Below are 14,474 nucleotides of genomic sequence, written 5' to 3'. Positions count from 1 at the left end.
GTTCGCCGACGGGTCCTCCGGGCCGCCTGAGGCAGGACGGTAGCCAACACGTGGGGCTCCTGTGAAGACTGGTGACCGTTATGCCCGAAACCGTTTCGTGATGTTCGGGCATCGGCTGTCAGTGGGGCGGCCTAGACTCGGGGAGCGATGAGCAGCCTCTTTGACGACAGCTTCCTGGCGGACCTCGGGCCTCCTTCGGACGAGGAGCGGCCACCGCCGCCCGAGGATTCGGCGCACCCTGGCCACGGTGGTGCCGAGGACGTGCCGCATCACCTCTTCAGCGGCGATTTCGACGCGCCCGTGCCCAGGGAGGGCCACTACCGGGACGGCGCGGCCCGGCCCGTCGTGGACCCGTCCGCCCTGCTCGAGGGGTTGAACGAGCAGCAGAGGGCCGCCGTGGAGCACACCGGCTCGCCGCTGCTGATCGTCGCGGGCGCCGGATCCGGCAAGACCCGGGTGCTCACCCACCGCATCGCCTATCTGCTCGGCGCCCGCTCCACCCACCCCGGCCAGATCCTCGCCATCACCTTCACCAACAAGGCGGCGGGCGAGATGAAGGAGCGGGTCGAGGAGCTCGTCGGCCCGCGGGCCAACGCCATGTGGGTGTCCACCTTCCACAGCGCCTGTGTCCGCATCCTGCGCCGGGAGTCGAAGAAGCTGGGCTTCACCTCGTCGTTCTCGATCTACGACGCGGCCGACTCCAAGCGGCTGATGTCGCTGGTCTGCCGGGATCTGGATCTCGACCCCAAGCGGTTCCCGCCGAAGTCCTTCAGCGCCAAGATCTCCAACCTCAAGAACGAGCTGATCGACGAGGAGACCTTCGCCGGGCAGGCGGCAGGGGGCACCTCCCGGACGGAGTCTGGGGGAGGTTTTGAGAAGACGCTGGCCGAAGCGTATGTGATGTACCAGGCGCGGCTGCGCGAGGCCAACGCGCTGGACTTCGACGACATCATCATGACCACGGTCAATCTGCTCCAGGCGTTCCCGGACGTCGCCGAGCACTACCGCCGCCGCTTCCGGCACGTCCTGGTGGACGAGTACCAGGACACCAACCACGCGCAGTACACACTCGTGCGCGAGCTGGTGGGCACCGACACCGAGGAGACCACGGCCGCCGAGCTGTGCGTGGTGGGCGACGCCGACCAGTCGATCTACGCCTTCCGGGGCGCCACGATCCGTAACATCCTCCAGTTCGAGGAGGACTACCCCACCGCGCGGACGATCCTCCTCGAGCAGAACTACCGCTCCACCCAGACCATTCTGAGCGCGGCCAACGCGGTCATCGAGCGCAATGAGAACCGCCGTCCGAAGAACCTGTGGACGGAGGCCGGCGCCGGGACCGAGATCACCGGCTATGTGGCCGACACCGAGCACGACGAGGCCCAGTTCGTCGCCGACGAGATCGACCGGCTGACGGACGCGGACGACGCCAAGGCCGGGGACGTGGCGGTCTTCTACCGCACCAACGCCCAGTCCCGTGTCTTCGAAGAGGTCTTCATCCGCGTCGGGCTGCCGTACAAGGTCGTCGGCGGTGTGCGCTTCTACGAGCGCAAGGAGGTCCGGGACGTCCTCGCCTATCTGCGGGTGCTGGCCAACCCCGAGGACTCCGTCCCGCTGCGCCGGATCCTGAACGTGCCCAAGCGCGGCATCGGCGAGCGCGCGGAAGCCATGATCGACGCGCTGTCGCTGCGCGAGAAGATCACCTTCCCGCAGGCGCTGCGCCGGGTCGACGAGGCATACGGCATGGCGGCCCGCTCGGCCAACGCCGTCAAGCGGTTCAACACGCTCATGGAGGAGCTGCACACCATCGTGGAGTCCGGGGCGGGCCCGGCCACCGTCCTGGAGGCGGTGCTGGAGCGCACCGGCTATCTGGCCGAGCTCCAGGCGTCCACCGATCCGCAGGACGAGACCCGGATCGAGAACCTCCAGGAGCTCGCCGCCGTGGCCCTGGAGTTCGAGCAGGACCGCGGCGAGGAGAACCCCGGCACCCTCGCGGACTTCCTGGAGCAGGTCGCGCTCGTCGCCGACTCCGACCAGATCCCCGACGAGGACACCGAGGGCTCCGGCGTGATCACGCTGATGACCCTGCACACGGCGAAGGGCCTGGAGTTCCCGGTCGTCTTCCTCAGCGGCATGGAGGACGGCGTCTTCCCGCATATGCGAGCCCTCGGCCAGACCAAGGAGCTGGAGGAGGAGCGGCGGCTGGCCTATGTCGGGATCACCCGCGCCCGCGAGCGGCTCTATCTGACCCGCTCGACGATGCGCAGCGCCTGGGGACAGCCCGCGTACAACCCGCCCTCCCGCTTCCTGGAGGAGATCCCGGACCAGTATGTGCGCTGGCGGCGCACCGGGCCCGCCACCCCGTCGGCGTCCATGGGCGGCATCGCCTCGACCCCGCCGTCGGGGCTGTCGTCCGGTCTGTCGACGTCGCGTTCGCGCACCGGGGGCAGCGGGTTCGCCACCCGGCGGGCCCAGGAGCGCCCGGTGGTCGCCCTGGCCATCGGCGACCGGGTCACCCATGACACGTTCGGGCTCGGCACGGTGGTGGCGGTCAAGGGCAGCGGGGACAACGCGGAGGCGACGATCGACTTCGGCGACGAGAAGCCGAAGCGGCTGCTGCTGCGGTACGCACCGGTGGAGAAGCTGTAGCGGGGGCTCGCGGGGGCCGGGGGCTGGGGGCCGGGGGGGCTTCGGGGGCTGGACGCCGAGGCTTTAGCGCGCCGGTCGAGGTGGGCGCGCTACGGCGGGCGGAGCCGGAAGGCCGCCCCGGTCAGGTCGGGTCGAGGCCCTTGCCGCGCAGCCAGGGCAGCGGGTCGATGGCCGCGCCCCCGCCGGGGTGCACCTCGAAGTGCAGATGCGGACCGGTGGAGTTCCCGGAGTTCCCGGAGTACGCGATGTTCTCCCCGGCCTTGACGGTCCCGGAGCGGATCTTGGCGCTGCTGAGGTGGCAGTACCAGGTCTCCGTGCCGTCCGGGCTGGTCAGAACGACCATATTGCCGTAGGCGTCGTTCCACTGCGTCCTTACGGTGCCGTCGGTGGCCGCCATCACGGGCGTCCCGTAGCTCACCGGGAAGTCGATACCGGTGTGCACCGACATCCAGTTGATACCGGCCTGGCCGAACATGGCGCTCAGGCCGTGCTGGGCGACGGGCAGCGCGAACTTCGGGCGCAGTGCCTCCTTGCGCGCCGCCTCGGCCGCCTTGCGCTTCTTCTCGGCGGCCTGGCGTGCCTGGAGGTCGATCCGCTCCTGGGTGCGGCTGGCGCGGTCGCGGAAGTCGTCGGCGCCCTCGCGGACCCCGGCGAGCTGGGAGTCCAGCTTGCTGTTGGCGACGGAGGGCTTCACGGGTGCCGCCGCGGTGTCGGGGGCGGCCTGAGTCGTGGACTCGTCCTTCTTGTCGCTCCCCACGCCGCTGACCGAGGCGGCGGCCACGGCGGTGACGCCCAGGGCGCAGACGGAGGGGACGGCGACGGTGAGGAGCGCGGAGCGTTTGGGGCGGGGCGAGGGGGTACGGCGGCGGCCGCGGTTCACCTCCCGGCGAGGGGAGGGGGCGGATTCCCGCATGACCGCCGCCTCGGGTTCAGGCTCCGCTTCGGGACCGGGGTCGTCGTACGGCCGGTCGGCCTCGTTGACCGGCTCGAAGACGGCGGTGTGCTCGAACGCGCCGGGCTGCTCGGGGATGACGGCCTGCTCGAAGACGGCCGTCTGCTCGAACGCGGCGTTCTGGTCGTAGGCGTTGGGCTCGTGCTCGTGCTCGGGCTGATCGAAGCCGGAGTGGTGGTCGAGCCCCTGCTGGTCGAGTCCCTGCTGGTTCAGCCCGGAGTGGTCGTACTGCGCCTCGTCCACGGTCCCGTAGCCGGAGGTGTCCCAGACCTGGGTCTGACCGGTGTCCACGCCCGAGGTGTACGCCTCGGCCTCGTACCCCGCGCCGTGGTCCCACTGCTCCGGCAGCTCGGTGTGGCCGGTGGCGCCCGTGTCCCAGGCGCCGATGTCCCACTGGGCGCCGGTCTCGGCGTCCTGCTGGGCGGGGATGCCGGTCGGCAGGTGATAGCCGGAGGCGGCCCACATCGCGGTGGTGTCGTAGGCGCCGGAGTCGTAATGGGCCGTGTCGTAGTGACCGGTGCCGTGGTCACCGGTGCCGTGTTGGCCGGTCTCGTGGCCCAGGTCGTAGTGGCCGGTGGCGTACGACCCGGTCTGGTGGTGCTGGTCGGCCGTGGCCCACTGCGAGGCGTCGTACTGACCGCTGTGGGTGCCCTGGCCGCCGTCGTAGGCGCCCGGAAGCGCGCCGAAGAGCGGGTCGCCGTCGCCGTAGAGCGGGTCACCGTCCCCGTAGGCGGTGGCCAGGTGGGCGAAGTTGCCGGTGGAGTACCCGTCGTACCCGTCGTACCCGACGTAGCCGTGCGCTGTGTCCTGCCGCTGACCGTAGGCCTCGCCGTACGGATACGAGGCGTCGGGAGCGGGGACGGTCGGAGAGGCCCCCGACGGGTGACGGTCGTTCACCACCAACTTCTCTTTCGCCTCGGCTGCAGGAGAATTAGCGGCGACTGTACCCGGCGGTACGCGGCAGCGACAATCTTCCGTGAGTTTTGAGCATCTCGGCAAAGGGCATTTGGCCGTCTTTCGGCTGACTGTACGTGCTTCCTTGGCCGGATGTTCGATTGACGTTCGGCAATTCCGAGGCTTCCGAACCATCGGGAACCGCGCTAGAGGCGTCCGTCGGCGCCTCGTCGGCGGCGTCCAGGGCCCCGTGGATACGGGCGGCGACGGAGAAATGCACCGCCAGGGCGAGATGTCCGATTCCGTTGACGCGGATGTTGCGGGAGATCACATCCGGATGGTCTATCCGGGCCGTCTCCTTCGGGATCATCAACTGATCCACATCGCTCCGGAAAGCGATGAATCGCGTACGGCAATCGGGGGCAGGCTGCCGCAACTCCGTTATCGCCGAGGAGTCCGGGCACATCTGACGCACGAGTGGATGTGCGGACAACAGGGGTGCGATAGGGATGTCGTGGATGGCGCTGTGACCGCATGACGCGGGACCGCCCGTCGCACCGCGGCGCCATGCGGCTCGCGGCGGCGCTGCGCGGTGCGACGGTCCCCGCTGCGGCTCCCCTGATGTGGCCGGCCCGAGTGCACATGTCCCACGTGTGATTTCCCCCTCGCCGCGCGCCGCGAAACTGCGGGTAGGGGATGCTGGGGATAACGTTCGTTCACGTCGATGTGGGCGGGCGTGCGACGGCTTGGAGGCTGCGATGGGTGTGACCGGTCCGATCCGTGTAGTGGTGGCCAAGCCGGGACTGGACGGCCATGACCGTGGTGCGAAGGTGATCGCGCGGGCACTGCGCGACGCGGGCATGGAGGTCATCTACACCGGGCTCCACCAGACCCCCGAGCAGATCGTCGACACCGCGATCCAGGAGGACGCCGACGCGATCGGGCTGTCCATCCTGTCGGGTGCCCATATGACCCTGTTCACCAAGGTGCTGGAGCTGCTGCGGGAGCGCGACGCGGAGGACATCAAGGTCTTCGGCGGCGGGATCATCCCCGAGGCGGACATCCCCCCGCTCAAGGAGCAGGGCGTCGCCGAGATCTTCACTCCGGGCGCGACCACGACAGCCATCGTCGACTGGGTCCGCAAAAACGTTCGCCCGGTAGCCGCCTGAGCCGCCGCACCGCTCTCTCGCCCCGGGCCCCTCGTGCCCCGGGCCCTTCGTGCTCCGGGCCCTTTGTGCTCCGGGCCCTTCGTGCTCCGGGCCCCTCGTGCTCCGGGCCCGGAGCCGGGGCACTCCATGAGCCCGAGCCCGGTCCGGGTCACGTCGGGTCGAGCTCTGCTCGCATCGCTTCTCTGAGCCGGAGTGTGCCCACCAGGCGTTGGAATGCCTCCGCCCAGTAGCCCCCGGCGCCCGGGGCCGCTCCCTCCCTCTCGTCCGGTATCGCCGTCAGCACTTCGAGGCGGTCCGCCTGAGTCGGGTCCAGGCAGCGCTCCGCCAGGCCCATGACGCCGCTGAAGCTCCAGGGATAGCTGCCCGCGTCGCGGGCGATGTCCAGGGCGTCGACGACGGCCCGGCCCAGCGGCTCGGCCCAGGGGACCGTGCACACCCCGAGCAGCCGGAAGGCGTCGGAGAGGCCATGGGACGCGATGAACTCGGCCACCCACTCCGCCCGTTCCCGGGAGGGCAGCGCGGAGAGCAGCTTCGCCGGGTCGCGCCAGGCGGCGGGGGCCGCCTCCCCGGCGGTGACCGGCGCGACCGCCGGGGTGCCGAGCAGCGCACGGCACCACTCGGCGCTGCGCTGCCGCACGGCGGCCCGGCACCAGGCCGCGTGGAGATCCGCCTGCCAGCCGTCCGCGACGGGCAGCGCCACGATCTCGGCGGGTCCGCGGCCGCCGAACCACTCGGTCCAGCGGTCCAGCGGGGTCGCCTCCACCAACTGACCCAGCCACCAGGACCGTTCCCCCCGGCCGGAGGGCGGCTTGGGCACGATGCCGTCGCGCTGCATTCCGCTGTCGCACTCGTCCGGCGGGCGGACGGTTATCCGGGGTGTCCGTTCGGCGGCCGTCGGCTCGTCGTGGGTCAGCCCGTCGTGGGCCGACCCCTCGTGGGTCGACCCGTCGGCGGTCGGCGCTCCAGCGGTCGGCTCATCCCCGGTCAGCGACACACAGTGTCGCGACCGCTCGGCCATCCGCGCTGCGAGCGCCGAGCCGGGGAGCGCGGAGAGCAGCTCGGCGGCGGTCGCCCGGACGTTCCGGCTGCGGTCGGACAGCGCCTGTTCGAGGAACGGCTCATCGGACGGGGAGAGATCGTCGCGCAGCGAGTCCAGGAACATCAGCCGGTCCTCGGCCCGCTCGGTCGACCAGGTGCCGCTGAGCAGCGCCAGCCCCGCCGCCGGGTCGCGATGGCGGGCCGCCGCCAGCAGCGACACCCGCTCGGCGAACAACCCCTCCTCCCACAGCCGCTGTTCCTCGTCCGGTGCGGCGGCGGCCTCGGAGGACGGCTCCGGGTGGGCCGTGGACGCCCGACCCGTCGCGCCCCGCAGCGCGAACTTCCAGTCCGGGTTGAGCCGGGCCAGCCACAGCGCACGCGGCCCGCCGAGCGTCAGCGCCTCGGCCCGCAGATCGGTGCGGGCGCGGGCCGCGTCGAGCAGCGCCGGGAGCAGCGCGTCGGGCACTCGATAGCTGTGGTGATTGGCCAGCGCGAGCCACTGCGGCAGCAGTTCCGCGAGGTCCGGCGCGGAGCGTGAACCACCGCGCCCCGGCGCCGAACGGTCGGCGAGCAGCAGCGCCAGCCTGCTGCGGGCGGCCGTGGGCAGCGCCGGCCGCGGATCCTCGGGCGCCCGGCCCCAGCCCGGCCCGCCGCCGCACCGTGCTGAGCGCGGCCGCGTCCAGCAGGGCGGACGGCGCGTCCTGCCCGGGGCGCGGCGCGACGGGCGGAGTGCGCCGCTCGGTCCCGAGCAGCGCGGCCGCGACAAGATCGTCCCAGGACGCGGTGGGCGTGCTGGACGCGGCGGACGCGACGGAAGGGCCGGATGCGGCGGACGTGCTGGACGCGGTGGGTGTGCTGGACGCGGCGGACGCGCTGAACGCGACGGACGCGCCGGATGCGACGGACGTGCTGGACGCGGCGGAAGGGCCGGATGCGGCGGACGCGCTGGACGCGGTGGGCGTGCTGGACGCGGCGGACGCGACGGAAGGGCCGGATGCGGCGGACGTGCTGGACGCGATGGGCGTCGTACTGGTCAACGGGTGCCTCCCTGCGCTGCCGTGCCGATGAGCGAGACGGGGGTCGGGTCCCAGGTGGTGATGGGGGAGAAGCCGCGATGCCCGCACTCCCCGAAGACGGTGACCGGGCCACCGCCGGATATCGCCATCAGCTGCCATAGATCGGTGCGCCCCGCGCAGCGCGGATCGACGGGCAGCGCCGAGCCGCTCCGCTCGTCCGCCAGCTGCCATCCGTCGTCCCCCGGGACCGGCACCACATCGGCGAGCACCACCGGCCAGCCGTCCAGCCATGGATCCTCCCCGAGCGCCGCCCCATAGGCCGCGAGCGCGGTCTCGACATCGCACCCCTCGGGGGCCCCAGGCACATCGCACCCCTCAGCGGCGGGAGGCGCCGTAGGAGGCGCGGCCTCCGCCGTCTCCTCGTGCCGGGTGCCGATCGCCGCCCGCAGCGGCCGCGCCGCCGGGTAATACGCGAGGTCCGCGTCGAGCACCAGGCCGGTGGGCAGCGCGAGCTCGGGGGACTGGCCGGGGGCGCTGAACGAGAGCAGCAGCGCCATACGGTGCGTACGCTCGCCCCGCAGCCAGATCCGGCGCGTGGTCAGCCTGCCGTCCGTACCGTCCTGGCGGCCCAGGACCAGCCAGCGGTCCCGGATCGCCTCCTCCGTGGCCAGCAGCTCGGCCACCGGTGTGGTGAGCCCCACGCGGGTGCGCGTGGTGGCGGCCAGCTTCTCCGGGAGGCGGTCCAGGTGGAGAAAGCCCCGGTTGAGCAGATGGGCCAGCGCGCACTCCTCCAGCAGCCGGGCGGGCCACCCCGGACCGGACGACGGAATCGCCGCCAGCTCCCGCACCCGCGCCTCGAGGCCCGGAGCCTGGGCGTCGATCATCCGTGCGGCCGTCTCGTCCCACACCCCGTACCCGGCGCGGTCGGCGGAGGCCAGACCGTCGCGGAGCAGATCGGCGAGCCGTCGCTCCAACTCCGTGGCACCCGCGGCGATGCGCTGGGCCCGCCGCTCGGCGCGGCGGCGCGCCGCCTCCGGGCCGGCCGCGCCTCCGCTCCCCCCTTTCCCCGCGCCGTCCCCCGCCCCGCCGCCGGGGCCCGTGCCCCCATCCCGGGCCCCGGCGGCGAGCTTTTCGGCCCGCTCCCGCCGGTCGCCGAGCCACTGCTCGGCCCACTCCGGCGACTCCCCGCCCGTGGGCACGCCCCCCTCGCCGGACGCCCACAACAGCAGCAGACCCAGCGCGTGCTTGCACGGGAACTTCCGACTCGGGCAACTGCACCGATAGCCGGGCCCGTTCAGATCGACCACCGTCTGGTACGGCTTGCTGCCGCTGCCCGCGCACAGCCCCCACACCGCCGACCCGTGCGCGCCCGCGCCCGACCACCTGCCGGCCGCGGCGAGCTTGCCGCCCGCCGTGCGCGACGCGGCGTCAGGAGCCAGGGCCAGCACCTGCTCCGCCGTCCAGCGTTCCCCCTGCGGATTCATGTCTGCGACGGTACGGGCACCCACTGACAATTGCCTTGACCTGGGCGTTCGCTGACGGAGCGCCGGTTGTCAGTGGGGTGGTGCAGTGTGGTTCACGCGTCCGGAAACGGAACGAGGAAACGAGTCGTGGGGGAGCTGTGACCGTCACTGTGCCCGGAACCGAATCCACCGATACGAGCGGGGCGGCAGCGGCCGCCGGAGCCGCGGAAGGGCTGCGTCCGCACGCGGAGGTCGCCTTCGCCGCCGAGCTGAGCGCGCTGGCCGCCGCCGACGACCGCCCGCGCCCCGCACGCTGGCGGCTGTCGCCGTGGGCGGTCGCCACCTATCTGCTCGGTGGCACGCTGCCCGACGGCACCGTGATCACACCCAAGTACGTGGGCCCGCGCCGCATCGTCGAGGTCGCCGTCACCACCCTCGCCACCGACCGCGCCCTGCTGTTGCTGGGCGTGCCCGGCACCGCCAAGACATGGGTCTCGGAGCATCTGGCGGCGGCGGTCAGCGGTGACTCGACCCTGCTGGTCCAGGGCACCGCCGGGACGCCCGAGGAGGCCATCCGGTACGGGTGGAACTACGCCCAGCTCCTTGCCCACGGCCCGAGCCGGGACGCGCTCGTGCCCAGCCCGGTGATGCGCGCGATGACGGACGGCATGACCGCGCGCGTGGAAGAGCTGACGCGCGTCCCGGCCGATGTGCAGGACACGCTGATCACCATCCTCTCCGAGAAGACGCTGCCGATCCCGGAGCTGGGGGAGGAGGTCCAGGCGGTCCGCGGCTTCAATCTGATCGCGACCGCCAACGACCGCGACCGCGGGGTCAACGAGCTCTCCAGCGCCCTGCGCCGCCGCTTCAACACGGTCGTGCTGCCGCTGCCCGCGACCCCGGAGGACGAGGTCGACATCGTCTCCCGCCGCGTCGCCCAGATCGGCCGCTCGCTGGAGCTCCCGGAGCTCCCGGAGGGCGTCGAGGAGATCCGCCGGGTGGTCACGGTCTTCCGCGAGCTGCGCGACGGAGTGACCGGTGACGGCCGTACGAAGCTCAAGTCGCCCTCGGGCACGCTGTCCACGGCCGAGGCCATCTCCGTGGTCACCGGCGGCCTCGCCCTCGCCGCCCACTTCGGCGACGGCGTGCTCAGGTCGGGCGATGTGGCCGCGGGCATCCTGGGCGCGGTCGTCCGCGACCCGGCGGCCGACCGCGTCATCTGGCAGGAGTACCTGGAGACGGTGGTCCGTGAGCGCGACGGCTGGAAGGACTTCTACCGCGCGTGCCGAGAGGTGACCGCATGACGGGCGCCCCACGGGCGTGGCCCACGGGCCCGCTGCTGCTGGGCGTGCGGCACCACGGGCCCGGGTCGGCGCGGGCGGTGCGGGCCGCGCTGGACGCGTGCCCGCCGCGCGTGGTGCTGCTCGAGGGGCCGCCGGAGGCGGACGCGATCGTGGGGCTCGCCGCCGAGAAGGACATGCGTCCGCCGGTGGCGCTGCTCGCCCACGCCGCGGACGACCCGGGGCGCGCCGGGTTCTGGCCACTGGCCGGGTTCTCCCCGGAGTGGGCGGCCATCCAGTGGGCGCTGGCCCATGAGGTTCCGGTGCGGTTCATCGATCTCCCGGCGGCCAACTCGCTGGCCATGGCGGCGAAGAAGCCCCCGGTGGCCGAGGTCGCCCCGGCCGGTCCGCCCGTTTCGGTGGCCGAGCCGACCCCGGCCGGTCCGCCCGATCCGGCCGGTCCCTCGGCCCCGGTTGGCCCGCCTGGCCTCGAGGCTGAGGCGGCCGACGAGGACGACCAGGCCGCCCCGGCCGCCGCCTCCGCCGAGCGGATGCGCGTCGATCCGCTGGCCGTCCTCTCCGAGGCGGCCGGATACGACGACCCGGAGCGCTGGTGGGAGGACGTCATCGAGCACCGCGGCAGCGGCGGCGCCGAGGCGTTCACGGCCGTGGCGGAGGCCATGGCGGCGCTGCGCGCCGAGTACGGGCACGGCGGGCACGAGGACGACACCGTGCGCGAGGCCCATATGCGGCTGCGGCTGCGCGAGGCGCGGCGGGAGTTCGGGGACGAGGTCGCGGTCGTCTGCGGGGCCTGGCACGTACCGGCGCTGGGGGAGCGGACCACCGCGACCGCCGACCGGAAGCTCCTCAAGGGGCTGCCCAAGGTCAAGACCGAGATCAGCTGGGTGCCGTGGACGCACCGCCGGCTGGCCCGGCACAGCGGATACGGGGCGGGCATCACCTCGCCCGGCTGGTACGACCATCTCTTCCACGCCCCGGACCGGCCGGTCGAGCGCTGGCTCACCAAGGTCGCCGGGCTGCTGCGGGACGAGGACTTCGCGGTCTCCTCGGCCCATGTCATCGAGGCCGTAAGGCTGGCCGAAACCCTGGCCGCCATGCGGGGACGTCCGCTCGCCGGGCTCGCCGAGACCCTCGACGCCGTAAGGGCGGTGATGTGCGACGGCTCCGATGTGCCGATCGCGCTCGTACGGGACCGGCTCGTGGTCGGCGACATCCTGGGCGAAGTCCCCGAGTCCGCTCCGGCGGTGCCGCTCCAGCGCGATCTGACGCGCACCCAGCGCTCGCTGCGGCTCAAGCCCGAGGCGCAGGAGCGCGAGCTGGAGCTGGATCTGCGCAAGGAGACCGACGCGGGACGCAGCCGTCTGCTGCACCGGCTGCGGCTGCTCGGGGTCGACTGGGGCACTCCGGCCGTCTCGCGCGGCAGCACCGGCACCTTCAGGGAGACCTGGCGGCTGCGGTGGGAGCCGGAGCTGGCGGTGCGGGTCGCCGAGGCGGGGGTGTGGGGCACCACGGTGCTGTCGGCGGCCACCGCCAAGGCGGAGACCGAGGCCCGGAGCGCCAAGGGGCTCGCCGAGGTGACCGAGCTGGCCGAGCGCTGCCTCCTCGCCGGGCTCTCCGCGGCCCTCCCCGTCGTGATGCGCTCACTCGCCGACCGGGCCGCGCTCGACGCGGACGTCGGCCATCTCGCCCAGGCCCTGCCCGCCCTGGTGCGCTCGGTGCGCTACGGGGACGTACGGGGCACCGACACGGCCTCGCTCGGCGAGGTCGCGGTGGGGCTGGCCGAGCGGATCCTGGTCGGTCTGCCGCCCGCATGCGTCGGTCTCGACGCCGACGGCGCCGCCGAGATGCGCCGCCATATGGAGGCCGTGCACCGGGCGATCGCCCTGCTGTCGGAAACAGGGACGGCCGGAACGGAAGCCGGGGCGCGGTCACACCCGCAGCCACACTCACAGACCGATATGTCGACAACAGACATGTCGACAGCGGAGACGCGGGCAGCGGAGCACCGCGCCGCCGACGGCCTGCGGCCCCGCTGGGCGGCCATGTTGCGCAACCTCGCCGGGCGGGACGGCACCCCCGCCACCCCCGGCCTCATCCGGGGCCGCGCCGCGCGGCTGCTGCTGGACGACGGCCGGCTCGCCGAGGACGAGGCGGCCCGGCTGATGGGGCTCGCGCTCTCGCCCGGCACCCAGCCGCCCGAAGCGGCCTCCTGGATCGAGGGGTTCATCGGCGGCGGCACGGGCGGCGGCATGCTGCTCGTCCACGACGAGCGGCTGCTCGGCCTGGTCGACCGCTGGCTGATCTCCGTTCCCGTCGAGGCGTTCACCGACGTCCTGCCGCTGCTGCGGCGCACCTTCTCCGCGTACGACACCGGCGTGCGCCGCACCCTGGGCGAGCTGGTCCGCCGGGGCCCAGCGGCCGACGGGCCCACCGGCGCCGGCGGCCGAGGCGCCCCCGCCGCACCCGGCTTCGGCCCCGGGCTGGACCCGGACCGCGCGGCCGCCGTCGTACCGACGGTGCGGCTGCTGCTGGGCCTCGACCCCGCCCCGCACGCCAACGACACCATGGAGGCAGCCCGATGACGCACGGCGCCCCTCACGTCGCTGCCGACCCGCACGGCGGCGCGGCCCCTCACGGCGACCCCGCTCCCGGCCACGACAGTCCCTCGAGCGCCCACCCCCGGACCGACCAGGAGCGGCTGCGGCGCTGGCGGCTGCTGCTCGGCGGCCAGGGCGCCGACGGCACCGGCTGCTCGCTCAGCGGGACCGACGCCGCCATGGACCGCACGCTGGAGGCCCTCTACGGCTCCGGAGGCGCCGACGGCGCGGGCGGCAGCGCCACGGCGGCCGGGCGCAGCGGCGGCTCCCAGGGCGCCGGGAGCGGCGCGCGCTCCGGCGGGCTCGGCGGCTCCGCGCCCCAAGTGGCCCGCTGGCTGGGTGACATCCGTACCTACTTCCCCACCTCCGTCGTCCAGGTCATGCAGCGCGACGCCATCGACCGGCTGGGGCTGTCCGCCCTGCTGCTGGAGCCGGAGATGCTGGAGGCCGTGGAGGCGGACGTCCATCTCGTGGGCACGCTGCTTTCCCTCAACAAGGCGATGCCGGAGACCACCAAGAACACCGCTCGGGCCGTCGTCCGTAAGGTCGTCGAGGACCTGGAGAAGCGGCTGGCCACCCGCACCCGTGCCACCCTCACCGGAGCACTCGACCGCTCGGCCCGGATCAGCCGCCCGCGCCACCGGGACATCGACTGGGACCGCACCATCCGGGCCAACCTCAAGAATTACCTGCCCGACCACCGGACGGTCGTCCCCGAGCGGCTCATCGGATACGGCCGGGCGGCGCGCGGGGTGAAGAAGGACGTGGTGCTGTGCGTCGACCAGTCGGGGTCCATGGCCGCGTCCGTGGTCTACGCCTCGGTCTTCGGCGCCGTGCTCGCCTCGATGCGCTCCCTCGCCACCCGGCTGGTCGTCTTCGACACCTCCGTGGTCGACCTGACCGAGGAGCTCGACGATCCGGTGGATGTCCTCTTCGGCACCCAACTCGGCGGCGGCACCGACATCAACCGCGCGCTGGCCTACTGCCAGTCGCAGATCACCCGGCCCGCCGACACCGTGGTCGTCCTCATCAGCGACCTCTACGAGGGCGGCATACGCGAGGAGATGCTGGGCCGGGTCGCCGCGATGAAGGCGTCCGGTGTGCAGTTCGTGACGCTGCTCGCGCTGTCCGACGAGGGGGCGCCGAGCTATGACCGCGAACACGCGGCGGCCCTCGCCGCGCTGGGCGCGCCCGCCTTCGCCTGCACCCCCGACCTCTTCCCGGATGTGATGGCGGCGGCCATCGAACGACGCCAACTGCCTATACCGGACATGGTGATGCATCAGTGATCCGGGGCTTGCGCCGACCCCTGTGGGTCGTGCAAGGATCATCCTCGTCGCCCAGGACATGAATCCAGCCATCCGGTTGGCGATGTCGTCCTGTTCCGGCGGCCCA

Annotated in this window: 9 protein-coding genes and 1 pseudogene; 6 read left to right on the top strand and 4 right to left on the bottom strand. The window is 73.0% G+C overall.

The window, feature by feature from the left end; all coding sequences use genetic code 11:
- Positions 1–147 precede the first annotated feature (147 nt).
- Entirely contained in the window at positions 148–2,649 is a 2,502-nt protein-coding gene (gene pcrA / locus ABD329_RS08580) for a DNA helicase PcrA (RefSeq protein ID WP_198280101.1), read from the top strand.
- Between the two features lie 121 nt (positions 2,650–2,770).
- Here the strand turns inward: pcrA and ABD329_RS08575 are convergent, their stop codons facing one another.
- Together ABD329_RS08575 and ABD329_RS48180 are read right to left on the bottom strand one after the other, a co-directional pair.
- On the bottom strand, positions 2,771–4,498 hold the full coding sequence (locus tag ABD329_RS08575) for a M23 family metallopeptidase (protein ID WP_344316167.1): 1,728 nt from the start codon (positions 4,496–4,498) through the stop codon (positions 2,771–2,773).
- A gap of 34 nt (positions 4,499–4,532) precedes the next feature.
- On the bottom strand, positions 4,533–4,877 hold the full coding sequence (locus tag ABD329_RS48180) for a hypothetical protein (RefSeq protein WP_425574301.1): 345 nt from the start codon (positions 4,875–4,877) through the stop codon (positions 4,533–4,535).
- Between the two features lie 376 nt (positions 4,878–5,253).
- Here ABD329_RS48180 and icmB point away from each other — a divergent pair, with 376 nt between their 5' ends.
- On the top strand, positions 5,254–5,664 hold the full coding sequence (gene icmB, locus ABD329_RS08565) for a coenzyme B12-dependent isobutyryl CoA mutase small subunit (RefSeq protein ID WP_198281191.1): 411 nt from the start codon (positions 5,254–5,256) through the stop codon (positions 5,662–5,664).
- A gap of 148 nt (positions 5,665–5,812) precedes the next feature.
- Here the strand turns inward: icmB and ABD329_RS08560 are convergent.
- Positions 5,813–7,454, bottom strand: a pseudogene (locus tag ABD329_RS08560) (DUF5691 domain-containing protein).
- Positions 7,455–7,491: 37 nt separating this feature from the next.
- Here ABD329_RS08560 and ABD329_RS08555 point away from each other — a divergent pair.
- Positions 7,492–7,770 (top strand): hypothetical protein, encoded by a 279-nt coding sequence (locus ABD329_RS08555; protein ID WP_344316202.1) that lies wholly within the window; start codon positions 7,492–7,494, stop codon positions 7,768–7,770.
- On the opposite strand, the gene ABD329_RS08550 is transcribed toward ABD329_RS08555, so the two are convergent.
- Positions 7,736–9,202, bottom strand: coding sequence for an SWIM zinc finger family protein (locus ABD329_RS08550; protein WP_344316166.1), 1,467 nt, complete (start codon positions 9,200–9,202; stop codon positions 7,736–7,738). The two genes, ABD329_RS08555 and ABD329_RS08550, sit on opposite strands and share 35 nt — an antisense overlap.
- Positions 9,203–9,351: 149 nt before the next feature.
- Here ABD329_RS08550 and ABD329_RS08545 point away from each other — a divergent pair, with 149 nt between their 5' ends.
- The 3 genes from ABD329_RS08545 to ABD329_RS08535 are packed head-to-tail and all read left to right on the top strand — an operon-like array spanning position 9,352 to position 14,368.
- The gene (locus ABD329_RS08545; RefSeq protein ID WP_309142886.1) at positions 9,352–10,485 is read left to right on the top strand and encodes an ATP-binding protein; all 1,134 of its coding nucleotides are present in this window, start codon (positions 9,352–9,354) and stop codon (positions 10,483–10,485) included.
- Positions 10,482–13,064, top strand: a complete 2,583-nt coding sequence (locus tag ABD329_RS08540) for a DUF5682 family protein (protein WP_198280615.1) — start codon at positions 10,482–10,484, stop codon at positions 13,062–13,064. The genes ABD329_RS08545 and ABD329_RS08540 overlap by 4 nt, the downstream gene beginning before the upstream one ends.
- The gene (locus ABD329_RS08535; protein ID WP_344316165.1) at positions 13,061–14,368 is read left to right on the top strand and encodes a VWA domain-containing protein; all 1,308 of its coding nucleotides are present in this window, start codon (positions 13,061–13,063) and stop codon (positions 14,366–14,368) included. Before ABD329_RS08540 ends, ABD329_RS08535 begins: the two co-directional genes overlap by 4 nt.
- Positions 14,369–14,474 lie beyond the last annotated feature (106 nt).

The sequence above is a fragment of the Streptomyces javensis genome, from assembly GCF_039525925.1.
Classification (GTDB): Bacteria; Actinomycetota; Actinomycetes; order Streptomycetales; family Streptomycetaceae; genus Streptomyces; species Streptomyces asiaticus.
Note: the sequence above shows the minus strand (reverse complement) of the source record. Positions and strands in the feature narration are given on the sequence as shown.